The following is a 24,466-nucleotide window of genomic DNA, read 5'->3' as shown; positions in this document are numbered from 1 at the left end:
CGCTTGTTGTTTCAAAATTGTTAACGATTTTGTAAACTACCGCGGCAAAGACACGTCCCGGTGGAAGAGGGCGTTAAGACTCACAATAATGACGTCACAGACCCGCCGGAAATTAATTAAGAGGTCATGATGAGTACTGAAATTAAAGCTCAGGTGGTGGTACTTGGCGCGGGCCCCGCAGGTTACTCCGCGGCGTTCCGTTGTGCAGACTTGGGTCTGGACACCGTGCTGGTCGAGCGCTACTCCACGCTGGGCGGCGTATGTCTGAACGTAGGCTGTATCCCTTCCAAAGCACTGCTGCACGTTGCGAAAGTTATCGAAGAAGCCAAAGCGCTGGCTGAGCACGGCATCGTGTTTGGCGAACCGCAAACCGATATCGATAAGATTCGTACCTGGAAAGAAAAAGTCATCAATCAGCTGACCGGCGGTCTGTCTGGTATGGCTAAAGGCCGTAAGGTCAAAGTGGTCAACGGTTTTGGTAAATTCACCGGCCCGAACACCCTGGTGGTGGAAGGCGAAAGCGGCAGCACCACGGTGAACTTCGACAACGCTATCATCGCGGCCGGTTCTCGTCCGATTCAGTTGCCGTTCATTCCGCATGACGACGCGCGCGTATGGGATTCCACCGATGCGCTGGAGTTGAAGAGCGTTCCCGGACGTCTGCTGGTAATGGGCGGCGGTATCATCGGTCTGGAAATGGGCACCGTGTATCATGCGCTGGGCTCTCAGATCGACGTGGTTGAAATGTTCGATCAGGTGATTCCGGCTGCCGACAAAGACATCGTCAAAGTCTTCACCAAACGCATCAGCAAGAAATTCAACCTGATGCTGGAAACCAAAGTGACCGCGGTAGAAGCCAAAGAAGACGGTATCTACGTGTCGATGGAAGGCAAGAAAGCGCCGGCTGAACCTCAGCGTTATGACGCGGTGCTGGTGGCTATCGGCCGCGTACCGAACGGCAAACTGCTGGATGCCGGTCAGGCTGGCGTGGAAGTTGACGATCGCGGCTTCATCCGTGTCGACAAGCAGATGCGCACCAACGTGCCGCACATCTATGCTATCGGCGACATCGTCGGTCAGCCGATGCTGGCGCACAAAGGCGTGCACGAAGGCCACGTGGCGGCTGAAGTCATCGCGGGCAAGAAACACTACTTCGATCCGAAGGTGATCCCGTCCATCGCTTACACCGAGCCGGAAGTGGCTTGGGTCGGTCTGACCGAGAAAGAAGCGAAGGAAAAAGGCATCAGCTATGAAACCGCGGTATTCCCGTGGGCGGCGTCCGGCCGTGCGATTGCCTCTGATTGCTCCGACGGTATGACCAAGCTGATTTTCGATAAAGAAACGCACCGTGTGATCGGTGGCGCGATTGTCGGCACCAACGGCGGCGAGCTGCTGGGTGAAATCGGCCTGGCGATCGAGATGGGTTGCGATGCGGAAGATATCGCACTGACGATCCATGCTCACCCGACCCTGCACGAATCCGTGGGTCTGGCCGCTGAAGTGTTCGAAGGTAGCATTACCGACCTGCCGAACCCGAAAGCGAAGAAGAAATAATCCGTTTCCCCGTCGCGATAGCGGCGGGACGCGATGCTTCTTGCCATTTCAATGTCTATCCGGCACGTGTTGCCGGATTTTTTTTACCTGCCTCCCAGAATTCCGATCTCTTCCTGCCAGAGTTATCTGCTTCATTTACAATCCAAATCACCGAAAAGAAACGATGTTTTATTTTTGGAGAATAATAATGAAAAGACGCGGATTACGTCGTACCCTCTGTGTTCTGATGTGCTGTCTGGCGAGCACCCCGCTTATGGCAAATGATCATTCCTATACAACGGCGTCGGTAACGGACGACGCGTTGCCCACGTTCTACCCGCAACTGAAACAGCAACTGACCTATCCTGACTCGTGGCAGTCCGGGCGTTATGCGCATTTCGGCGAATGGCGGCAACATGCCCGTCAGGTGGTGCGCTCGCTGCTGCTGACGCCGGATTCCCACCGCGCTTTTGAACCGCAGGTCGTCGACAGTCAGGATCGCGACACCTATGTGGCGCAGAAGGTTGCCTTCAACCTTACCGATGAAAGCCGGGTGCCGGGGTTGCTGCTGACGCCGAAAACGCCGGGGCCGCATCCGGCGGTGTTGCTACTGCATGACCACGGCGCGAAATTCGATATCGGCAAGGAAAAAATGATCCGGCCGTGGGGCGACGATACGCGTTTAGCCTCCGCCATTGCCTGGGCTGACCGTTACTTCACCGGTCGGTTTGTCGGCGATGAACTGGCGAAGCGGGGCTATGTAGTGCTGGCGGTGGATGCGCTGGGGTGGGGCGATCGCGGGCCGCTCAAGTATGAACAACAGCAGGCGCTGGCCAGTAATTTCTTCAATCTGGGGCGCTCGCTGGCGGGCACGCTGGCGTATGAAGACATGCGTTCGCTGGATTTTCTGGCTTCGCTGCGCTCGGTCGACCCGAAGCGGGTCGGGGTGGTGGGGTTCTCTATGGGCGCTTACCGCGCCTGGCAACTGGCGGCATTGTCGGATAAGGCCGCCGCGACGGCGGCTATTTCCTGGATTGGCACCTATGACGGATTGATGGTGCCGGGCAATAACGTGCTGCGCGGTCAGTCTTCTTTCTACATGCTGCATCCGGGGCTGCCGGCCCGGCTTGATTTCCCGGATGTCGCCAGTATTGCCGCACCGCGGCCGATGTTGTTCTTCAACGGCGGCAAAGACACCTTGTTCCCGCAGCAGGCGGTGCAGGCGGCGTACGATCGCATGCATCAGGTGTGGCGGTCGCAACATGCCGACGAGCGGCTGGAAACCCGTATCTGGCCCGAATTGGGCCATGTGTTCTATCAGGAGCAGCAGGAAGCGGTGTTCCGGTGGCTGGATCGCTGGCTGGTATCGCCCCGCTGACGGGAGGTTCGGCGGGAAGCGCGGCGCGCTAGCCTGATGGTATCGCGGCGGCTTGCCGGCGGCTGTTATGACAGCAGCCGAACCAGCGCCGCCAGTGAGCCGGGCGCACGCAACTGACAATGCTGGAGCACGTTGTCGGCCGGCAACTGCGGCAGCAGGCTCAGCGTCTGACGCAGTTTGGCGGCGACATCGGTTTTTACGGCCGCGGTTTGCCGCCAGGTGACTCTGGCGTTGAGACGCGAGCCGTCTTGCAACCACAGACTGACGTCATGAAAACGGGCGTCGGGATTCTGCTCATCCGGCGGGGCGTTGGGGTCTGCCTGACGCGATACCTTGTCAGCCAGCGCGGCAATGCGGGGATCGACCGGGCCTTCGGTAAAACGATCCAACCGCAGCTCGCCTTCCAATAGCGCGGCGGCGATCACGTATTCGAGGCTGAATCGTCCTTCGACGCCGGTAGCGGCCTGCCGGATAAACGGCGCGGCGTCGCCGCCCGGCGGGAACGTCACCGTGATGCGATCAACGGCGGCGGACACGTCGTCTAGAGGGTTGTCCGGGGCGTTGCAGTCCTTGTTTTTGCAATCCTTGTGCCTGCAACCCCTGTTCTTGCAGGTATTGTTCCCGCAGGATAAATGCCGCTTCCGCCGCGCTGTGGGTGCCGCCGCAGGTAGGGTAACGCTTGAAGGTCAGCCCGGGAGCAACCAGGCGCCACGGTTTGCCCCAATCGGTTATCAACGCGTCGCTGTGATGCTGACCGTCGCCATGAGCCGCGAGGAAAGCCTCCAGCACGGTATCGTGGTTGCCGTGGAACCCGGCCAATGCAAGTTGGGCGGCGCTTAACCCGGCCCGCGCCGCCAGCCCGGCGTGCAGCGGTTTCATGGCGGAGCCGAACTGCGCCCGCAACCCGGCGGCTTGTGAAGCGGCCAGCCCCAGCGCATTGGCGGTCTGGTCGGGCGTGGCGCCTGTCAGGCGACAAATCGCCGCGGCTGCGGCGATGGCGCCCAGCGTAGCGGTGTTGTGATAGCCCTGGCTGTAATGGCGCGGGCCGGCGGCCAGCCCCAGTCGACCGGCGGTTTCTACGCCAATGACATAGGCAACGAGAAACCGTTCTTCCGTGATTGCCGGCTGCTCGCCAGCCAGCGCCAGCAGGGCTGGCAGGATAACCGTGCCGGGGTGGCCGCGAAAGCCGGAATGGAAATCGTCAAAATCCAGCGCGTGACCGGCGTAGCCCAGCAACAGGCTGCGGGTCTGGCTGTCGTAGCCGTGATAGACCGATTTCAACGGCGCGAGCCCGCTGTCTGCGACCGCGCCATGCCAGACCGGCAGCGCGCAGGCGATAAAATCCGTCACCCCGTCGCGGGCGAGGTCGATGACGGCGGTATCCGGCTGGGTGGCGACGATCAGGCGCGCCAGTTGGGTGGTGATGCTGGAATGGGCGGACATGGCGATATCGGTATCGGTACGTGTTATTTAGCGGTGAACATGATCACAGACAATGCCGCGAATGACGCGCGAAGCATAGTGATTTTTTCATTTTCGGGTGGTTTGGGCGGCCCACCGGGCATGCTTAAACGCGATGTTTCAACTGCCCCGGCGTCAGTCCGTAGACGCGCCGCAGGGCGGTGGCGAAATTGGCAGGGCTGGTGTAACCGGCAAGGCTGGCGGCCTGGGCGATGCCGACGCCTTCCCGCTGCATCGCCAGTACCGCGCGCTGCAGGCGGCAGTTGCGCAGGTATTCAAACACCGTCATGTCAAAGGACTGGCGGAAATAACGCTGTAGCGAGCTTTCGCTCATATTGACGCTTTTGGCGATATCGGCGATGGCAAGATGATCGGCCTCGCCGCTTTCCAGCATCTCTTTCACCTGCTGCATCCGTTGGTGGTGGCGCAGCGGCAGTCCCGACATCTGTTTATTCATCGACGCTTGCTCGGTGAGCGAACTGAACGCTTCGATAATCAGCGTCATGCACTGGGTTTCCAGATACAGGCGTTGCAGCGGCGTCCGACAGTCGCCGGCGTTAAGGATCTGCCAGGCGGCGGCCAGCGCCTGACGCGACGGCATCCAGCGATGAGTGGCCAGGTGAGTCTGCGTGAAATCATAGATGGCTTGCCAGTCGTCGACGCTGTCCATCAGGTTGCCGTACAGCCATTCCCGGCTAAAGGTCAGAGAAACGGTGCGCTCATAGTCGTCACGCTTGCCGTAGCGGCTAAATAGCGTGGGTTCGGTCAGCGAAACCAGCGAGGCTGGCTGGCGTTCGCCCAAATGCAGCCGCCGTTCGCCATAGCTGATATGCGCGTTGCCGTTCACGACAACCGCCAGCTTCAGCGCGCCGTTCAGCGTGGTCTGGGTTTGCATGCTATGTAGGTTGATCACGTCGGCGGTGTGCAGAATCAAATCGCGATGCAGCGGCGTGACGTTGAAATGGCCGAACAGCAGCGGCGTTTCATCGATCACCTGAGGGCCGAGGAAACGGTAATGGTTGGAGACCAGGCTGGACATCTGCATAATCTGGTTCTTATAAATGGATGCTGATGACGGAACATGATTACGCATGATTTCCCCTTGCTCTGTCTGGTTATTTCAGGCCATTTTGCCGCTTTCGCAAAGCAATTTGCGGTTTATGCAAACCCCTTCCCGAACAACACATGTAACAATGATCGCGCCTGCATGATAATGCAAATACTTCTCAGTAGCACCTTTGGCTGCTGACTTTAATTTATACAGGGCGACTTTGATGATAACACTACGACCACGCCATTATCTGGCGACGCTGATCGGGTTAGGTTGCGCGACTTTCCCGAGCCTGAACTGGGCGGCAGACACAGTAACCTCTGCGACAACAGTAACCTCTGCGACAACAGCAACCACCGCGACAACAGCGACCAATAAAACCGCGGCCAATACGGCATCAGCCAGTACCACATCGGCCGGCGATGCCGGTCAGACGCAAAACGATACGATGGTCGTGACGGCGGCGGAGCAGACGCGTCAGGCGCCGGGGGTATCGGTGATTACCGCCGAGGATATCGCTAAACATCCTCCTGCCAACGATCTGTCCGACATTATCCGCACCCAACCTGGGGTCAACCTGACCGGCAACTCCACCAGCGGGCAGCGCGGCAACAACCGCCAGATCGATATCCGCGGCATGGGGCCGGAGAATACCCTGATTCTGGTGGACGGCAAGCCGATTTCCAGCCGCAATGCCGTGCGCTACGGCTGGCGCGGCGAGCGCGATAGCCGCGGCGATACCAACTGGGTGCCGTCCGACATGGTGGAGCGCATTGAAGTGCTGCGCGGCCCGGCGGCGGCGCGCTACGGTTCCGGCGCGATGGGCGGGGTGATCAACATCATCACCAAACAACCGGGCCAGGAGTGGCACGGTAGCTGGAATACCTATTTCAATGCGCCGGTGCATAAAGCGGAAGGCGCCACCAAACGCACCGATTTCAGCCTGTCCGGCGGACTGAGCGACAATCTGAGCCTGCGGTTGTACGGCAACCTCAACAAAACGCAGGCGGACGCCGCCGACATCAACGAGCCTTATAAATCGGCGCGAACCGGCAGTTACGCCAATTCGGTGCCGTCCGGCCGCGAAGGGGTGCGCAACAAAGATATCAACGGCGTACTGCGCTGGGATATCACCAAACAGCAGTCGCTGGAGTTTGAAGCCGGTTCCAGCCGTCAGGGCAATATCTATGCCGGCGATACCCAAAACACCAACACCAACAGCTATGTCGCCAGCAATTACGGCAAAGAAACCAACCGCATGTACCGGCAGACCTATGCCGTGACGCATCGCGGCTTCTGGGACAACGGCGTCAGCTCCACGTCTTATCTGCAATACGAGCGTACCCATAACACCCGCATCAGCGAAGGGCTGGCGGGCGGCACCGAGGGGATTTTCTCTTCCCCCGACGACTACACCACCGTCAAGCTGGGCACCCTGACCGCCCATAGCGAGGTGAATATCCCGTTTGAGGCGTACTTCAGCCAGACTGCTACCCTGGGTATTGAAGCGTCGGATCAACGAATGACGGACCCCGGCTCCACCTCGTATGACATGTCCTCCACCGGCACGATTGCGGGTTATGGCAGCAGTAACCGCAGCGGCGATATCAAGGCCCATACCTTCGCGCTGTTCGCCGAAGATAACGTCGAACTGACCCAAAGCACCATGCTGACTCCGGCGCTGCGTTTTGATTACCACTCGCTGGCGGGCAGCAAGGTCAGCCCTGGTCTGAACCTGTCGCAGGGGTTGGGCGATGATTTCACCCTGAAAATGGGTATCGCGCAGGCTTACAAAGCGCCCAACCTGTATCAGGTAAACCCTAACTATCTGCTCTACAGCCGCGGGCAGGGCTGCTATCTGATCAACGGCGCCAGCAATAACTGCTATCTGATCGGTAACGAGGAACTGAAGGCGGAAACCAGCGTCAACAAAGAGATCGGTATCGAGTTCAAACGCAACGGCTATCAGGCCGGGGTGACGTATTTCCGCAACGATTACCGCAACAAGATTGAATCTGGGCTGACGCCGGTGGGCACCACTACCAACGGCAAAACCAATGTCTACCGCTGGGAGAACATTCCCCGCGCGGTGGTCGAGGGGCTGGAAGGCACCCTGAACGTGCCGGTATCGGAAAACATCAAGTGGAACAACAACATCACCTGGATGCTGCGTTCGAAGAACAAGAGCACCGGCGATATTCTGTCGGTGACGCCGGAGTTCACGCTGAACTCCTCGTTGAGCTGGCAGGCGACGGACGATCTGTCGTTGCAGTCGACGTTGACCTGGTATGGTCGCCAGAAACCGAAGAAATACAACTATCGCGGCCTTGCCGCCTCGGGTGACGAACTGAACGAACTCAGTCCGTATGCGGTAGTGGGAACCAGCGCGACCTACGCCATCACCAAGAACGTCAGCGTGACCGGCGGGGTGAGCAACCTGTTCGACAAACGCCAGTTCCGCCGCGGCAACGCCTCTGCCGGTTGTACCGTGGCGTCCGACGGCAGTTGCAGCGTGATTAACATCGCCGGCGCCGGGGCGGCGACCTACAATGAGTCTGGCAGAACCTTCTACATGAGCATCAACACCCACTTCTGACAATAAGCGGTGACACGGCCGGCGCGTTGACGCCGGCCGATGCCGTAACTAATTCAGTGAGAATGTCGATATGTACCAGTTGTCCAACACCCGGGTCGAGACGTTTGCGTCGGCGGCGTGCGGGCACTACCGCCTGTTGACCGCCTGGCCGGACGGCCCGGCGCCCGAACGGGGCTGGCCGGTGATATACCTGCTGGACGGCGAGCGCTACTTTGCCACGGCGGTATCGCTGCTGGCGGCGATGCGCGAGCCGCGTTGCGGCATGACGCCGGGCGTTATTGTGGCGGTGGATTACGACGGCCCGACCCGACGCGACCGGGACTACCGCCCGGCGGTGGAGCGGCTGATTCCGGAACCTGACCCGGCGGGCGGGCTCCGTCCCCCCGGTGAGCAAGGGGATGCCGCCGGCTTTCGCCGTTTTTTACTGGAGGAGCTCAAACCGTTCATCCATCAACGCTACGACATCGACAGCCAGCGCCAGGCGCTGTTCGGCCACTCCTACGGCGGGTTATTCACGGTGGATACGTTGCTTGAACAGCCGGACAGTTTTCAGCATTTTTATGCCTCCAGCCCGTCGGTGTGGTGGAACGGCGGCTATCTGTCCCGGCAGGCCGAAGCGTTTGTCGCGCACGTGTTTGTCGAGCACGTAGATGCGCAGCCGTTGAATACGCCGGTGAGTCTGGCGCTGTCGGTGGGAGAATACGAGCAATCGCTGGAAGCGTGGGAGCAGCGGCTGCCTGACGAGCGGCAACGCTGGCTGCGCCAGCACCGCGGCCAGCGGCGGATGGTGGATGGCATTCGGGAACTGGCGACGCAGCTGCGCCTGAAGACGCCGTTGCTGGCGGTTTCGCTGCATGTTTACGCCGAACAGTCCCATATGTCGGCGTCGTTTCCGGCCCTGCTGCACGCTTTGCGCCATCACTTCCAGTCGTCGTAACGACGTCAACCGCCGGACGTGCGATAACGCGTCCGGCACCAGCGACACTCGCGCGTTTTTCTTTATTCTCCTTGTCGTTTCTGCGGGGTAACCGGTGGTTGATTTTGCCGCTAACTGCTATGCTGGCCTGAAGTCAGGACGCCCGGATTTATGCTTCTGAACGCAGTAATACCTCTGAAAGGGCACCGTATTTATAAAATGTTGCCTTTATGTAAACGAATTAACAATCGATTCAAACTCTGATATGCTCAACGGGCTGGACCGGGCACTCTGACCTTACTTATCCACACGCTGATAATCAGCCTAAAGCTGGAACTGAGCGCCGGGCATAATTAGACAATGAGAGCGAGGAGAACGTCGTGCTAGAAGATTATCGCAAGCACGTAGCCGAGCGGGCTGCACAAGGGACCGTACCCAAACCGCTAGAGGCTTCGCAAATGGCGGCACTGGTGGAATTGTTGAAAACCCCCCCCGCCGGAGAAGAAGAGTTTTTAGTCGATCTGTTAGTCAATCGTGTTCCGCCGGGCGTTGATGAGGCGGCCTACGTCAAAGCCGGTTTCCTGGCTGCCATCACCAAAGGCGAGACCGTTTCTCCGCTCATTACCCCGGAAAAAGCCACCGAGCTGCTGGGCACCATGCAAGGCGGCTACAACATTCAGCCGCTGATTGAAGCGCTGGATAATCCCGCTCTGGCCCCGGTCGCCGCCAACGCGTTATCTCACACCCTGCTGATGTTCGACAATTTCTACGACGTGGAAGAAAAAGCCAACGCCGGCAATGCCCACGCCCGGCAGGTGGTCAAATCCTGGGCCGACGCCGAGTGGTTCCTGTCCCGCCCGAAACTGGCGGACAAGATTACCGTCACCGTGTTCAAGGTGACCGGCGAAACCAACACCGATGATCTGTCCCCGGCGCAGGACGCCTGGTCGCGTCCGGACATTCCGCTGCACGCGCTGGCGATGCTGAAAAACGCCCGCGAAGGCATCGAGCCGGATCAGCCCGGCGTGGTCGGCCCGATCAAACAAATCGAGGCGCTGAACCGGAAAGGGTTCCCGCTGGCCTACGTCGGCGACGTGGTCGGCACCGGCTCGTCCCGTAAATCCGCCACCAACTCGGTGCTGTGGTTCATGGGCGACGATATCCCGAACGTGCCGAACAAACGCGCGGGCGGCGTGGTGCTGGGCGGCAAGATCGCGCCGATTTTCTTCAACACCATGGAAGACGCCGGCGCGCTGCCGATCGAGGTGGATGTCGCCAGGCTGAACATGGGCGACGTGATTGATATCTACCCGTATCAGGGGGAAGTGCGTCACCACGACAGCAACGAACTGCTGGCCAGCTTCGAACTGAAAACCGACGTGCTGCTGGATGAAGTGCGCGCGGGCGGCCGTATTCCGCTGATTATCGGCCGCGGTCTGACGTCCAAAGCGCGCGAGTCGCTGGGCCTGCCGCACAGCGACGTGTTCCGTCACGCCAAAGACGTGGCGCCGAGCAGCCGCGGCTTCTCGCTGGCGCAGAAGATGGTCGGCCGCGCCTGCGGCGTCGCCGGCATTCGTCCCGGCGCTTATTGCGAGCCGAAGATGACCTCGGTCGGCTCGCAGGACACCACCGGCCCGATGACCCGCGACGAGCTGAAAGACCTGGCCTGTCTGGGCTTCTCCGCCGATCTGGTGATGCAGTCCTTCTGCCATACCGCCGCCTATCCGAAGCCGGTCGACGTCAACACCCACCACACCCTGCCGGATTTCATCATGAACCGCGGCGGCGTGTCGCTGCGTCCGGGCGACGGCGTGATCCACTCCTGGCTGAACCGCATGCTGTTGCCGGATACGGTGGGCACCGGCGGCGACTCCCACACCCGTTTCCCGATCGGGATTTCCTTCCCGGCCGGCTCCGGTCTGGTGGCGTTTGCCGCCGCCACCGGCGTGATGCCGCTGGATATGCCGGAATCGGTGCTGGTGCGTTTCAAGGGGAAGATGCAGCCGGGCATCACGCTGCGCGATCTGGTGCACGCGATCCCGTACTACGCGATCAAGCAGGGTCTGCTGACGGTGGAGAAAAAGGGCAAGAAAAACATCTTCTCCGGCCGCATTCTGGAAATCGAAGGCTTGCCGGACCTGAAGGTGGAGCAGGCGTTCGAACTGACCGACGCCTCGGCGGAGCGTTCCGCGGCGGGCTGTACCATCAAGCTCAACCAGGCGCCGATCGTCGAGTATCTGAACTCCAACATCATTCTGCTCAAGTGGATGATTGCCGAAGGCTACGGCGATCGCCGTACGCTGGAGCGTCGGGTGCAGGGCATGGAAAAATGGCTGGCGGACCCGCAGTTGCTGGAAGCCGACGCCGATGCGGAATACGCCGCGGTGATCGACATCGATCTGGCGGATATCAAAGAGCCGATCCTGTGCGCGCCGAACGATCCGGACGATGCGCGTCTGCTGTCCGCTGTGCAGGGCGACAAGATTGATGAAGTGTTCATCGGCTCGTGCATGACCAACATCGGTCACTTCCGAGCCGCCGGCAAACTGCTGGATCAGCACAAAGGGCAGCTGCCGACCCGGCTGTGGGTGGCGCCGCCGACCCGTATGGACGCGGCGCAACTGACCGAAGAAGGCTACTACAGCGTATTCGGCAAGAGCGGCGCGCGGGTCGAAATCCCCGGCTGTTCGCTGTGCATGGGCAACCAGGCGCGGGTGGCGGATGGCGCGACGGTGGTGTCGACGTCGACCCGTAACTTCCCGAACCGGCTGGGCGCGGGCGCGAATGTGTATCTGGCGTCAGCCGAACTGGCGGCGGTGGCGTCGCTGCTGGGGCGTCTGCCGACGCCGGAGGAATACCAGCAGTACATGGCGCAGGTGGACAAGACCGCGGACGACACTTACCGCTATCTGAACTTTGACCAGTTGCAGCAGTACACCAACAAAGCGGACAAGGTGATCTTCCAGACCGCCGTGTAAACCGCTATAGTTCGCAGCAATTAACAGGAAGGGAGGCCGAGAGGTCTCCCTTTTTTTACTGTAGTGGCGCGCGGTGGCGAATCAGGCAGAGGAGAACGATCATGGACTATGAGTTTTTGCGTGATGTGACCGGGCAGGTCGTGGTTCGGATGTCGATGGGCCATGAAGCGGTAGGGCACTGGCTGAATGAAGAGGTTAAGGGCCAGCAGGCCGTGCTGGATGAAGTGGAAGCCGCGGTTCGTGAGCTGGCTGGCAGCGAGCGCCAGTGGGAGCGCCCCGGCCACGAATACACGCTGTTGCTGGACAGCGAGGAAGTGATGGTGCGTGCCAATCAGCTGGCGTTTGAAACCGACGAGCTGGAAGAAGGCATGAGTTATTACGATGAAGAAAGCCTGTCTCTGTGCGGGCTGGAAGACTTTCTTGAGCTGCTGGAGAAATACCGGACGTTTGTGGACAAGTCCTGACCCGGGTGCCACCGGGTCAGGTAAACGAAGCCGCAGGAATACGGATTATTGCTCGCTGAGGCGTGTTTCCAGCGCTGGATGGTGCTTGTGCCGGCGCGCCAGATTGAGTATCTCCACGCCGATGGTAAAGAACATGGCGAAGTAGACATAGCCTTTTGGCACATGGATTTGCAGGCTGTCCAGCATCAGGGTGCCGCCCACCAGAATCAGAAACGCCAGCGCCAGCATTTTGACCGACGGGTGCGCATCGATGAATTCGCCGATGGTGCGCGCCGCCAGCATCATGATCACGACGCCCAGCACCACCGCCAGCATCATGATCAGCAGGTGCTGCGACAGCCCGACCGCGGTGATCACCGAATCCAGACTAAAGATGATATCCAGTAGCATGATCTGCACGATCGCGCCCCAGAACGCGGGGGTGCGGCTACGGCGTTGTGCCTCTTCTTCCCCCGCCAGCGTGGCGCGAATCTCGCCACTGGATTTGACGATCAGGAACAAACCGCCGGTCAGCAGGATCAGGTCGCGGGCGGAAAATGCGCGATCGGCGATGGTAAACAGCGGGTCGGTGAGGTGCATCAGCCAGGCTATCGAGGCCAGCAGCGACAGGCGCATCAGCATCGCGCCCGCCAGCCCGGTAAAACGGGCGCGGGATTGCTGAGCGTGCGGCAGTCGGGCGACGACCAGGGACAGAAAAATAATGTTGTCGATACCAAGGATAATTTCCAGCAACGTCAGGGTGAACAAGGTCAGCCAGGCGTTGGGATCGGCCAGCCACATCAACATGGGGGTACTCCTTTTTCCGGGCGGCGCGGTGGCGGCGTCGAAGTCAGGCTGATTATACCCCCGTCAGATATCTGGGTTAACTGTGGCGGTGCGTAACTATAAATGCGTGACGCGTGCGGCTATAACGAGGCGCCGCCGCAAATCACCAGTTGTTGCCCGGTGATGGCCGCCGCGGAAGGCGACAGCAGATACGCCACCAGATCCGCCACCTCCTGCGGCTGGATAAACCGGCCGATCGGCGGCAGCTTTGGCGGCGAGCTTTGCCGTCCTGGCTGATTCAGCATCGGCGTTTCGGTGGCGCCCGGCGCGACGATATTGACGGTGATGCCGCGCGGCGCCAGTTCCGCCGCCCAGCTTCTCACCATGCCGATCATCGCCGACTTGGTGGCGACATACTGGCTGCGACCGGCGGCGCCGCTGGATGTACGGCTGCCCAGCAGTACGATGCGGCCGCCTTGCGGCAGTTTGTCCACCAGCCGGTCGGCCAGCACTTCGGCCACCTGAATATGCAGCTTCCACAGTTGCTCGCTGTCGGCATACGACAGTGTGCCCAGCGTGGCGGCTTTCATCACCCCGGCGGCGTGAATCACCGCATCGACGGCGGGCAGACTGTCCAGCAACGCGATAAGCGCCGGCGTATCGGTGATATCCAGCGGGTGATGGGTGAAGTTCGGATGCTGGTGCGCGCCCGGCTGACGCGATAGCCCGACAACCTTCCAGCCCGCCGCCAGCAGGGTAGCGGTAATGGCGGCGCCGATACCGGAACTGCTGCCGGTGATCACCACCTGTTTTGGTCCTGACATACGGCGTTACCCCTGTGCGTTCAGTAATTCGACCGGCACCTTGAACACCGCTTTTTTCACCGGAGCCGGCTGATCGTCAATAGCGCACAGCGCCTGATGCGGTTCACCCGGATAGAAGGTGACGAAATCCCCGGCGGCCAGCCGGATGGCGTGCGGCACCTGCGGCTGTTCCAGTATGAACAGGTCCGGTTTGCGCTCGGTCGCGGCGCGATCGCCGGCGTCATTCAGGTCGTAGCCGATGATCTCTTCACCGGCGAGAATCAACTGAATATCGAGATAACGGCGGTGGAATTCGGTATGGCGTTCGGCTTTCGGGGCGGTGGAGACGGTACCGATGGAGTAGAACCAGTCGACATTGTCCGGCTGGTACTTGCCTTCCGGCAGGGCGTTCAACTGGTCGAGCGTGAAACCGGAAAGGATGCGCCACAGCGGCTCGGGTAACGTTGCCAGCGGCAGATGATTCAGATTGCCTGCGATCATGGATGGCTCCTTAACTGAAGGAGGCGGAGATAGCCTCCCTGAAGGCAATGGATGTGACAGCCCACCGGGCGGCGCCGTGCGTCGGCGAGTGGGAAACCTGTGTGGTCCCTCCCCCTGGTCGGGGGAGGGCGAGCGAGGTATTAACCTTTGACCCACTCTTCGCTAACGCAGACGTACTTGATGGCCTGCCGGAAGTAGGTAAAGGCGATGTGCAGCTTGCCGTCCGGCCCTTGCTTGATGCTGGGGTAGGAGAACTCGCGGTTAAGTTTCTCGGTCGAGTTGTTGGTCATGCAGTAACCGTCGCCCACTTCCAGATTGCGCTGCCACGGCCAGGTTTTGCCGCCGTCTTCGGAGATAGCCAGCGTCATCGGCGCGCGCGGCGCACCCCAGAAGGCGCTGCGCCCGGACGAGATTTCCGGCATTTTGGCGTCGTTTTCTTCTTCGTCCTCGATTTCGTCATACAGCGACAGGCGGCGTTCGGTGGCGCCGTCGGCGCTCATGGCGTTGAACACCAGCGCCAGATGGCCGTTGTCCAGCGTCGTCACCTGAATGGACGAGTTGTTGTTGGGCAGAACGGTCGGCACCGGTTCGGACCAGGTGGCGCCGCCGTCGGTGGAGTGGCTGCGGTAGATGAAATCAGCCCAGCGGCTGCGGAACAGCGCCAGCAGAGAACCGTCCTTGAGCGGGGTAATGTTCATGTGTACGCAGCCGGTGCTGTTCGGCACCACCGATTCACGCCAGGTTTTACCCTGATCGCTGGAGATTTTCACCGCGCTGATGTCGTCGTTGCCGACCCATTTCTCGCCCGGCTGGGTGCGGCAGTAGAACACCGGCAGCAGCCAGTCGCCGTTGGGCAGCACGGTAATCGGCTGGCGGATGAAGGTGCCGGGTTGTTCCAGCAGTGTGCCGATGTCGCCCCAGGTGTAACCCTGATCCAGCGACTGGCGGTAACGCACGATGGCGGTGTCCTGATTACCGGATTTCTGCGCGGTGTACAGCAACCACAGCACGCCGTCCGGCGCCAGGAACAGCACCGGGTTTTGTTCGGAACGGGCCGGGTCGTCGGAGAGTTTGACCGCGGGCGTCCATTGCCCGCTGTCTTTTACCAGCCTTGACTGGTAAATCGAGATGTCCGACACCCCTTCCTGGGTGCCGCCGAACCAGACGCACAGCACATCGCCGTTAGGCAGGTGCAGCAGGTTGGCGGCGTGATTCTGCGGACGCTCCGACGGGATGTAGGCGTCGATGCGCTGGCTGTCGTTGTCTGCCGGGTGAACCAGGCCGCTGCGTTCGATGGTAATGGTTTCGGTCGTCATGACTATTTATGCTCCAGAATGAGGTACGGAGGGTTCGCTTTGCTGTTTGGCCTTGGCCGCCTTGTTGGGGATCAGACGGTCGATCGCCATCACCACCGCCGGGGTCAACAGTGCAATGTACATATTGTCGATGCCGAACGGGTTACCCATGATGTACCAGATGGAGGTAACCACGCAGGACAGGATCAGGCCGGTGTTGACGCCGCGGGAGCTGCTAAAGAACGGCAGGTAGAAAGCGACCATCGCCACCACGGAAATCGACAGACGAATGGCGCGGGTGAAGAACGACAGCTTCAGCACTTCCGGCACCAGCAGCACGAACACCAGCGGCAGGAAACCGATGATCAGCGAGAACACGCGGGTCATCTTGAACTCTTTTTCCGGCGTCGGTTTGCAGTAAGGCACGTAGAAATCTTTCACGATCAGCGAGGCGATCGCCAGTGCGACGGTACTCACGCTGATGAAGATCGACGCCACCAGCGAAGTGGTCACCACGCCGGCCAGCCACGGGTTCATATCCTGCAGGAAGATCGGCAGGGCGTACAGGCTCTTGATTTCCGGGTGCACGAACTTGGCGGCAACGCCGATAATGGCAATCGCCAGCGCGATCGGCATACAGAACAGGAACGCAATCCAGGTCGCGCGCTTGGCGGATTTCTCATCCTTGGTGGAGGCGATAGCCTGAATCACGAACTGGGTACAGAAAATGGAGCCGATGGTGCCGATGAGCCACGCACCGATGGTGCTGGCGCCGATGTTGCCGTCCCAGGTCCAGTAGAATTCCGGCATCTTCTCGACCATCGGCGTGATGCCGCCGGTCATTTTCAGCGCTACGTACAGGATGATCATCACCCCGACGTACTTCAGGCCGCTGTGGATCAGCGTCACGTACGCCACGCCCTTGATGCCGCCGAAGTAGAAGTAGAAGGTACTGACGATGGCGGTAATCAGCGCCGCTACCGGCAGGCTCACTTTCAGCACGGTGGAGATGGCGGCGGCGCCGCTGACGTAGTTACCCACGTTTACCAGCAACAGCGCGTAGATCATGATGATGGAGATGATGTTCTTGGTGGTATTGCCATAACGTTCGGCGATAGCGCCAGAAATAGTGATTTTCCCGGTGTTATAGATCTTTTTCACCAGAATCATCCCGAACAGCAGGAAGCCGATGGCGGCGCCGATCACCGACCACGAAGCGGCGATGCCGCTTTCAAAGGCTGCCTGCGAGGTGCCGACCGTAGATTTGGCGCCGATAAACTCGGTCATCAGCAGCACGCCGACGATAAACGCCGGCAGCGCGCGCGAGCCTTCCATGAACTCCGAGTTGGAGTTACTGCGCAGCCGCAGGGTCAGCAAGGATGTAAGGGCGATGTAGACGACAATTATCCCGACGATGATAAGTGTGTCTGTCAGATCAAAATGGTTCATGGTTTTCGATCCTGTAGGAGTAAGGGTAAGTTCTCATTCAGTGCGAGAACGGTTTGATAATGGTGCGAATGGTGTCTTCGTCTTGTTGTGAGAACTGAATCGGGTAGCGGCTGACGCCCACATCCTGTCCCATCAACGTCAGCGCTTTCTTCACCACGGCCGGCGAGAACGCCACGGCGTACAGCGTTTTACGCAGTTCGCTCACCTGCTCCTGCGCCTGGCGGGAACCTTCGATGTCGCCGGCGTGGAAGCGATGCCAGATCTGGCTGATGGCTTCCGGCGCCACGTTGGCGAGGCCGGAAATACAGGCGGAACAGCCGTCGACAAAGCCCTGATGGATCAGCGAGTCCGGCCCGTTGAGCACGTCGCAGTTCGGCATGTCTTTCACCGCCTGCAAGAAGCCGCTCAGGCTTTCGTAGCTGCCGGCGCTGTCCTTGATGCCGATGATGTTGGGATGCTCGGCCAGAATCCGCACCGTTTCCGGTTGCAGGGTGTTGCCGGTGCGAGCCGGAATGTTGTACAGGAATACCGGCACCGGCAGCGCGTCCGCCACTTCACGGTAGTGGGCGATCAGCTCGCTTTGTTTGAGCGGTACGAAGTAAGGAGTGATCACCGACACCGCATCCACGCCCAGCGCGGCGATACGTTTGCCGAGCTTGATGGTTTCGCGGGTGGAAATTTCGCCGATGTGCGCTACCACCGGCACCTTGCCGGCGACTTCATCGACGCAGGTTTCGGTGACGGCTACTTTCTCGTCGGTGTGCAACACAAAGAACTCACCGTTGGTGCCGTTACAGAAAATGCCGTTGCCGTAGCGCATCTGGCGTTGAACCTGTTGGCGCATGGCGGCGGGGCTGAATTCCCCCTGATGGTCAAAAGGCGTGACGATCGCCGTCAGTACGCCTGTAATCGGTCTAGTCATCGTTATTGTTCCTCGTTATCTTCATCATCCAGAGCGACGTTGTTAAAACACGTAGTTAAAACAATCAGTTAAAACAATTAGTTAAAACAAATCGTTAAAACTCACGGTTAAAACAGCGTTGAATAAATGGCGTGGACGTCTTGCGCCGTAACGGCGGTCGGGACGTTTTTCATCAGCCGTTGCACCTGCAGTGCGGATTCCACCAGATACGGCAGGTGATCCGGGCTGATCCCCAGTTGTTGCAGCGAAGACGGCAGGTTCAGCCGTTTCACCAGTGCGGTGAAGTAATCCACCAGCGCCTGGGCTTTTTGTTCGGTGGTCAGCGACAGGTCGGCATCCGGCAGCAGGTCGTAGGCCTGTGCGAATTTTTCCGCCGCCGCGTGCTGAACAAAGCGCATGCAGGGCGCCAGCAGGATGGCGTTCGCCACGCCGTGCGGGATGTGGTACTTGCCGCCCAGCGGGTAAGACATGGCGTGCACCAGATGGGTGCCGGAATGCGCGATGGAGGCGCCGCCATAGTAAGAGGCCCACAGCATATTCAGGCGGGCTTCCAGATTGTCCGGCTCGTTCACCGCGGTTTCGATGTTGGCGAACAGTTTCTTCATGCCGATCAGCGCATAGTTGTCCGCTACCGGGTTGGCGATGGTGGCGGTGAAGCATTCGATCAGGTGGCACAGCGCATCAATGCCGGTAGACGCGGCGATATGCGCCGGCATGCTGGTGGTCAGTTCCGGCACCAGCGCCACGTAATCCGGCAGCATTACCGGGGTGATGATACCGACTTTGGTTTCTTTCTCCGGGATCGCCAGAATGGCGTTCGGCGTGGCTTCAGAGCCGGTGCCGGCGGTGGTCGGGATCAACAGGGAAGTGGTGCGGCGGGTCGGCTTGCGGCCTTCCAGCAGACTGTCGAGCGTGATGCCCTCTTCACCGGCGCACAGCAGCGACAGCAGTTTCGCCACGTCCAGTACGCTGCCGCCGCCCACGCCGACCACCAGGTCCGGCTGGGTGGTCGGCAACTGTTGCAGCACGGCCGCCACATCATGCTGGCTGGGTTCGGCCGGCACATTATCAATCAGGGAAAGTTGCGGCACGCCTGCTTTCAGCTGTGCTATCAGGGCCTGTACCCCGGCCAGCCCCACGATATTCTTGTCCGTCACCAGCAGCACGTGCTGCCTGCCGCGCAGGAGGTAGCCCAGATCCTGAAGTGCCTGATAACCGCTGATGAGGGTGCTGTTGATATTCATACTGGTACCTTGTCTTTTCGCTGTGACTTCAGCTGGATAAGTCTGATTTTTTTCAATCATATTTCCGTTATGTGACAGAAAAAAATCGTTTTGCTCGCATTGTGTGGATAATTTATAGGTTAAATTGGTTTTGAATAATTTGATGTTGCTCACATATAATCAAACGTGATTCAATATAATCATTTTCAGGTAATCGAACTGACGGAGAACGGCTATGCCGGACGGGCGTGAACTCACCCGGATATTGGTGGTGGCGGATGACTTCACCGGCGCCAACGATGCGGGCGTCGGACTGGCGCTGCAGGGCGCGCGGGTGAATGTGATGTTTGACGCCGCGGCGATCCGTGCCGGGCAGCCGGATGACGCGCTGGTGGTCAACACCGACAGCCGTGCGGTCGCGGCTTCGCTGGCGGCGGAACGCACCGCGCAGGCGGTGGGAATGTGGCGCAAGAGCGGCGCGCGCGGCTGGATTATTAAAAAGGTGGACTCCACGCTGCGCGGCAACCCGGGCGCGGAAATCGAAGCCGCGCTGAACGCCGCCGATCTGTCGCTGGCGCTGATAGCGCCTGCGGCGCCGGCGCTGGGCCGCATCACCCGTGACGGGCAGGTATGGGTGCACGGTAAGTTGCTGACCGACACCGAGTTCGCCAGTGACCCGAAAACGCCGGTGCGTTCGGCGTCAATCGGCGAGCGGCTGGCGGAACAGACCGGCCTGGCGCAGGCGGCGCTGTCTCTGAACGAGATTCGCGGCGGCGATCTGGCGGCGCGCCTGCAACAGTTGCAGCACAGCGGGACACGGCTGGTGGTGCTGGACGCCGAACATCAACAGGACCTCGACCGGATTATTGACGCGGCGGCACAGCTGGCGGAAAAACCGCTGCTGGTCGGCTCCGCCGGGTTGAGCGAGGCGTTGGCGCAACATCTGGCGTTTCCGGCGCCCTGCCGCGCGTTGCTGGCGGTGATTGGTTCGATGAGTGAAATCGCTCAATTGCAGATTAAGGCGGTCAGCCAGCGGCCGGACGTCACATTGATTGACCTGGATATCGCCGGATTGCTGGCGAGCGACGACGACACGCTGGCGCAAACGTGCCGGCAGGCGGCGGCGGTGCTGGCGGCGGGCCGCCACTGCGTGATTCGTACCTGTCACGACGATAACCAGCGATTTGAGGTGGACCGTCTGTGCCAGCGCTACGGCATGAGCCGTCAGCAACTGGGAGACACGATCAGTCGCCGGCTGGGCGAGCTGACGCGGCACATTGTGCAGCGTCAGCGGCCGGGCGGGCTCTATTTATCCGGCGGGGATATCGCCATTGCCGCGGCGACCGCATTGCAGGCCAGCGGATTCCGTATCAATGGACAGATTGCATCCTGCGTACCCTGGGGACGTCTGCTGGACAGTCTGGTAGGCGATATTCCCGTGATGACGAAAGCGGGCGGGTTTGGCGATGAGGCCACCCTGCTACATGTTTTGCGATTTATTGAGGAGAGCGCGTGTGAGTAAAATTATTGCGGTAACTATGGGTGACCCGGCGGGCATCGGCCCGGAAATCATCATCAAATCGTTGGCCGAAGGTGAACTGTCCGGCGCGCCGGCGGTGGTGGTGGGCTGCGTGCAGACGCTGCGCCGCATTCTGGCGTTAGGCGTTGTGCCGCAGGTGGAACTCAATGAGATCGAGCGTCCTGCCGATGCGCGTTTCGCTCCCGGCGTTGTCAACGTGATCAACGAACCGCTGGCCGATCCGCAGGGCCTGAAAAAAGGGGTGGTGCAGGCGCAGGCCGGCGATCTGGCGTATCGCTGCGTGAAGCGCGCCACCGAACTGGCGATGGCGGGCGAGGTACATGCCATTGCCACCGCGCCGTTGAATAAGGAAGCGCTGCACTCCGCCGGGCACCTTTATCCGGGACACACCGAGCTGCTGGCGAAGCTGACCAACAGTCGCGACTACGCGATGGTGCTGTACACCGACAAACTGAAGGTGATCCACGTTACTACCCATATTGCGCTGCGCAAATTCCTGGATACGCTTAATCGTGAGCGGGTGGAAACCGTGATTGCGATGGCGGACACCTTCCTGAAACGTGTCGGCTACCAGACGCCGCGCATCGCCGTGGCCGGGGTGAACCCGCACGCGGGCGAGAACGGCCTGTTCGGCGACGAAGAGATCAAGATCGTCGGCCCGTCCATCGAGGCGATGAAAGCCAAAGGCATCGACGCCTACGGCCCGTGCCCGCCGGATACCGTCTACCTGCAGGCGTACGAGGGGCAATACGACATGGTGGTGGCGATGTACCACGATCAGGGGCACATTCCGCTCAAGCTGCTGGGCTTTTATGATGGCGTGAATATCACCGCCGGACTGCCGTTTATCCGCACCTCCGCGGACCACGGCACCGCGTTTGATATCGCCTGGACAGGTAAAGCGAAGTCTGAGAGCATGGCGATCTCTATCAAATTAGCGATGCAACTGGCCTGATAGAATCGCAGAGTATATACCCTAAATAATTCGAGTTGCAGAAAGGCGGCAACCGAGTGAATCCCCAGGCGCTTACATGAGTAAGTGACTGGGGTGAGTGACAAATTGGCGAAGCCAATTTGAACGCTGCGAGCAGCGGCCCCGAAGGGGCGAGGTCCATGAAATGGACCGAGTAACGCAGCCAACGCATCTGCAACTTGAAGTATGACGGGTATGATTTTTTTGAATACGTCGTGGGGCACACACATTGACTGATACGTTGCGTGTAAATGGAGAACGAGTGAAAGGACAAAGCCGTCTCGATCAGATTCTGGACTATCTGAAAAGCCATAATCTGGTGACGGTGGATGAACTTGTAACGGTCATTGATGCGTCCCCGGCGACGATTCGCCGCGATTTGATCAAACTGGACGAGCAGGGCGTCATCAGCCGTAGCCACGGCGGGGTGACGCTCAACCGCTTTATCCCTTCCCAGCCGACCACCAATGAAAAGCTGCAGCGTAATCTGTCGGAAAAACAGGCCATTGCGCGGCAGGCGGCGTCGCTGGTGCAGCCCGGCAACGCGGTAGTGCTGGATGCCGGCACCACCATGCTGGAGCTGGCGCGCAATTTAACGCATCTACCGCTGCGGGTGATCACCGCCGATTTGCAGATCGCGCTGTTTCTCTCCGAGTTCAAGCAGATCGAAGTGACGATCATCGGCGGGCGCATCGACGACAGCAGCCAGTCCTGTATCGGCGAGCACGGTCGCCGTTTACTGCGCAGCGTCTATCCGGACATCGCCTTTATCAGCTGCAACTCCTGGAGTCTGGAGAAAGGCATCACCACGCCCACCGAGGAAAAAGCCGGCATCAAGCAGGATCTGGGTACGAACGCCAGCCGCCGGGTGCTGCTGGCGGACAGCAGCAAATACGGCGCCTACTCGCTGTTCTGTGTGTCGCCGTTGTCTGAACTGACCGATATCATCACCGACAGCAATTTGCCGCCGGAGGTGGAGCGTCAGCTACGGGCGCAGCCGTTCAATCTGCAACTGGTGAACGTGGCGGGCCGCTGACCGGCGGCCTTCCCTTTATTCTCTATTTCCCTTTCTTTTCTCTTTACTCTCTATTTCTCTTCACTTTTCCGTTTCGCTTCACTCTCTGTTCCTTTCGCTCTCTGTCCCGTTTCGATTTCCACCGGCTCATGCGTGCGGCGACTTTGGTTGCCGGAAATCGGCATATGTCCCGCCGCCATAGTGTGTCAGGATGGTCGCTTACGCCATCAGGCCACAAGGAGATGACTATGGGGATTACCCGCCTGAATCACGCGGTGCTGTATGTGTCCGACGTGGAGAAAAGCACCGCATTCTACCGCGATACGTTAGGTTTTCGCCCCAAACCGGGCGGCAGTCAGGCCGTATTTACCCAGGCGGCGGAATCGGATAACGATCATGATCTGGCGCTGTTTGCCAAAAATCTCGGTCAGCAGCGGGCCGGCGTGTTTCACGCTCGCGGCGAGCAGCCCGGCGAACACGAGCCGCCGGCGGGGTTGTATCATCTGGCGTGGGAAGTGGATACGCTGCATGAACTGAAGCGGATTCGCGACCGGCTGGCACAAGACGGGCGGCTGGGGCTGGAGGAAGACCACGGCGTGCACAAAAGCGTGTATGGCCACGACCCGGACGGCCTGCTGTTTGAGGCCACCTGGTTTATTCCCGCCGACCAACTGACGGACGCGGACCGCGATCAACAGGGCATTCAGCCGCTGGACTTCGCGCGGGAACTGGCGCGTTTCGGCTGATTGATGACGTTTCGGTTGATTAATGACGTTCCGGTTGATTAATGACGTTTTGGCTGGTTAATGACGTTTTGGCTGGTTAATAAATAGTGTAAAAAGCTGAGGCATGGCTGCCTCAGCGTAAGCGCCGCGGTTATTTATCCCACTTGGCTTTGGGCGGTTGATAAGACAGTGCCTTGTCCAGCACAGTTTCGGGGCAGTCGGAAACAATCAGCATGTCGAGGTACTCTTTTTTCATGAAGCCTTCGGTGACGATCTTGTTCACGAAGGTGATGTATTCGTCGTAGTAGCCATTCACGTTGAACAGGATACAGGGCTTGTGATGAATGCCCAACTGCGCCCAGGTCCACTGTTCGATGATCTCTTCGAGCGTACCGGCGCCGCCCGGCAGCGCGATGAAGACATCCGACAGTTCGGCCATTTTCGCTTTGCGCTCATGCATGTCCGCGGTGATGACCAGCTCCGTCAGTTTCGGGTGGGCAATCTCTTTTTCCACCAGGTGTACGGGCATGACTCCGGTCACGGAACCGCCGTGCTGCAACGCGGTATCCGCCACCAGCCCCATCAGGCCCACTTTCCCGCCGCCGTAGACAATCCCGGCATTTTTTCCGACCAGATAACGGATGAGGGCTTCCGTCTGCTGCTGGTAAATCGCGTTGTTGCCGGGGGCTGAACCGCAAAATACGCCGAACTTCAACATAGTATCCCTTTTGAGCTGTGTTTATCCGTGCCGCCTGCAAGGTGACGGCGGAGAGGTGAGTTCTGTATGAATCCACACGACGAACCGGGGTTTACCGTGGGTCATCAGCATAATCGAAACCGGAAGAGGGAGCTATCGGACCGATAGAGGGGGACGGCAT

Annotated in this window: 19 protein-coding genes and 1 pseudogene; 10 read left to right on the top strand and 10 right to left on the bottom strand. The window is 59.7% G+C overall.

The genetic code is table 11. The features are described 5' to 3' along the window. Positions 1-129 precede the first annotated feature (129 nt). Together lpdA and DXX3274_RS18615 are read left to right on the top strand one after the other, a co-directional pair. The gene (gene lpdA, locus DXX3274_RS18620) at positions 130-1,554 is read left to right on the top strand and encodes a dihydrolipoyl dehydrogenase (RefSeq protein WP_042861049.1); all 1,425 of its coding nucleotides are present in this window, start codon (positions 130-132) and stop codon (positions 1,552-1,554) included. Positions 1,555-1,741: 187 nt separating this feature from the next. Next, positions 1,742-2,911 carry a dienelactone hydrolase family protein gene (locus tag DXX3274_RS18615; protein WP_042861048.1) on the top strand — a complete coding sequence of 390 codons (1,170 nt, stop codon included), beginning with the start codon at positions 1,742-1,744 and terminating at the stop codon, positions 2,909-2,911. A 65-nt stretch (positions 2,912-2,976) separates the two neighbouring features. On the opposite strand, the pseudogene DXX3274_RS18610 reads toward DXX3274_RS18615, so the two are convergent. Further along, positions 2,977-4,354 (bottom strand): annotated as a pseudogene (locus tag DXX3274_RS18610) (MmgE/PrpD family protein). Positions 4,355-4,478: 124 nt separating this feature from the next. Continuing rightward, positions 4,479-5,465 (bottom strand): AraC family transcriptional regulator, encoded by a 987-nt coding sequence (locus DXX3274_RS18605; protein WP_042861046.1) that lies wholly within the window; start codon positions 5,463-5,465, stop codon positions 4,479-4,481. Positions 5,466-5,646: 181 nt separating this feature from the next. Between DXX3274_RS18605 and DXX3274_RS18600 the strand changes: the two genes are divergently transcribed. The 4 genes from DXX3274_RS18600 to yacL all read left to right on the top strand — a co-directional run bounded on the left by DXX3274_RS18600 (position 5,647) and on the right by yacL (position 12,377). Then, on the top strand, positions 5,647-8,019 hold the full coding sequence (locus DXX3274_RS18600) for a TonB-dependent siderophore receptor (RefSeq protein ID WP_042861045.1): 2,373 nt from the start codon (positions 5,647-5,649) through the stop codon (positions 8,017-8,019). 70 nt (positions 8,020-8,089) lie between these two features. Further along, positions 8,090-8,956 (top strand): alpha/beta hydrolase, encoded by an 867-nt coding sequence (locus DXX3274_RS18595; RefSeq protein ID WP_042861044.1) that lies wholly within the window; start codon positions 8,090-8,092, stop codon positions 8,954-8,956. A 359-nt stretch (positions 8,957-9,315) separates the two neighbouring features. Beyond that, positions 9,316-11,913, top strand: a complete 2,598-nt coding sequence (gene acnB / locus DXX3274_RS18590; protein WP_071603987.1) for a bifunctional aconitate hydratase 2/2-methylisocitrate dehydratase — start codon at positions 9,316-9,318, stop codon at positions 11,911-11,913. Positions 11,914-12,014: 101 nt separating this feature from the next. Next, positions 12,015-12,377 carry a protein YacL gene (gene yacL / locus DXX3274_RS18585; protein ID WP_042861042.1) on the top strand — a complete coding sequence of 121 codons (363 nt, stop codon included), beginning with the start codon at positions 12,015-12,017 and terminating at the stop codon, positions 12,375-12,377. Between the two features lie 45 nt (positions 12,378-12,422). Here yacL and DXX3274_RS18580 read toward each other — a convergent pair whose 3' ends face one another. The 7 genes from DXX3274_RS18580 to DXX3274_RS18550 all read right to left on the bottom strand — a co-directional run bounded on the left by DXX3274_RS18580 (position 12,423) and on the right by DXX3274_RS18550 (position 19,356). Further along, positions 12,423-13,163, bottom strand: coding sequence for a TerC family protein (locus tag DXX3274_RS18580; protein WP_042861041.1), 741 nt, complete (start codon positions 13,161-13,163; stop codon positions 12,423-12,425). A gap of 119 nt (positions 13,164-13,282) precedes the next feature. Then, positions 13,283-13,966 (bottom strand): SDR family NAD(P)-dependent oxidoreductase, encoded by a 684-nt coding sequence (locus DXX3274_RS18575; RefSeq protein ID WP_042861040.1) that lies wholly within the window; start codon positions 13,964-13,966, stop codon positions 13,283-13,285. Between the two features lie 6 nt (positions 13,967-13,972). After that, on the bottom strand, positions 13,973-14,446 hold the full coding sequence (locus DXX3274_RS18570) for a YhcH/YjgK/YiaL family protein (protein WP_038665800.1): 474 nt from the start codon (positions 14,444-14,446) through the stop codon (positions 13,973-13,975). A 140-nt stretch (positions 14,447-14,586) separates the two neighbouring features. After that, positions 14,587-15,762, bottom strand: coding sequence for an exo-alpha-sialidase (locus tag DXX3274_RS18565; RefSeq protein WP_042861039.1), 1,176 nt, complete (start codon positions 15,760-15,762; stop codon positions 14,587-14,589). Between the two features lie 6 nt (positions 15,763-15,768). Next, positions 15,769-17,190, bottom strand: coding sequence for a sodium:solute symporter family protein (locus DXX3274_RS18560; RefSeq protein ID WP_038920201.1), 1,422 nt, complete (start codon positions 17,188-17,190; stop codon positions 15,769-15,771). Between the two features lie 37 nt (positions 17,191-17,227). Next, positions 17,228-18,112, bottom strand: a complete 885-nt coding sequence (locus DXX3274_RS18555; RefSeq protein WP_042861038.1) for a dihydrodipicolinate synthase family protein — start codon at positions 18,110-18,112, stop codon at positions 17,228-17,230. Positions 18,113-18,219: 107 nt separating this feature from the next. Further along, a complete protein-coding gene (locus DXX3274_RS18550; protein ID WP_042862214.1) occupies positions 18,220-19,356 on the bottom strand; it encodes an iron-containing alcohol dehydrogenase in 1,137 nt (378 codons plus the stop codon). A 214-nt stretch (positions 19,357-19,570) separates the two neighbouring features. Here DXX3274_RS18550 and DXX3274_RS18545 point away from each other — a divergent pair, with 214 nt between their 5' ends. The 4 genes from DXX3274_RS18545 (at position 19,571) to DXX3274_RS18530 (ending at position 23,609) form a co-directional block, all read left to right on the top strand. Further along, positions 19,571-20,857, top strand: coding sequence for a four-carbon acid sugar kinase family protein (locus DXX3274_RS18545; protein ID WP_042861037.1), 1,287 nt, complete (start codon positions 19,571-19,573; stop codon positions 20,855-20,857). Further along, positions 20,850-21,830: a D-threonate 4-phosphate dehydrogenase gene (locus DXX3274_RS18540; RefSeq protein ID WP_042861036.1), complete on the top strand. Its 981-nt coding sequence runs from the start codon at positions 20,850-20,852 to the stop codon at positions 21,828-21,830. The genes DXX3274_RS18545 and DXX3274_RS18540 overlap by 8 nt, the downstream gene beginning before the upstream one ends. Before the next feature lie 226 nt (positions 21,831-22,056). Next, on the top strand, positions 22,057-22,884 hold the full coding sequence (locus DXX3274_RS18535) for a DeoR/GlpR family DNA-binding transcription regulator (RefSeq protein ID WP_042861035.1): 828 nt from the start codon (positions 22,057-22,059) through the stop codon (positions 22,882-22,884). A 227-nt stretch (positions 22,885-23,111) separates the two neighbouring features. Further along, a complete protein-coding gene (locus tag DXX3274_RS18530) occupies positions 23,112-23,609 on the top strand; it encodes a VOC family protein (RefSeq protein ID WP_042861034.1) in 498 nt (165 codons plus the stop codon). 130 nt (positions 23,610-23,739) lie between these two features. Here DXX3274_RS18530 and DXX3274_RS18525 read toward each other — a convergent pair whose 3' ends face one another. Continuing rightward, positions 23,740-24,306, bottom strand: coding sequence for a TIGR00730 family Rossman fold protein (locus DXX3274_RS18525; protein WP_042861032.1), 567 nt, complete (start codon positions 24,304-24,306; stop codon positions 23,740-23,742). Between the last annotated feature and the right edge of the window lie 160 nt (positions 24,307-24,466).

The organism is Dickeya sp. NCPPB 3274 (assembly GCF_000406205.1).
Classification (GTDB): Bacteria; Pseudomonadota; Gammaproteobacteria; order Enterobacterales; family Enterobacteriaceae; genus Dickeya; species Dickeya fangzhongdai.
This window is presented reverse-complemented; position numbering and strand designations above follow the sequence as displayed.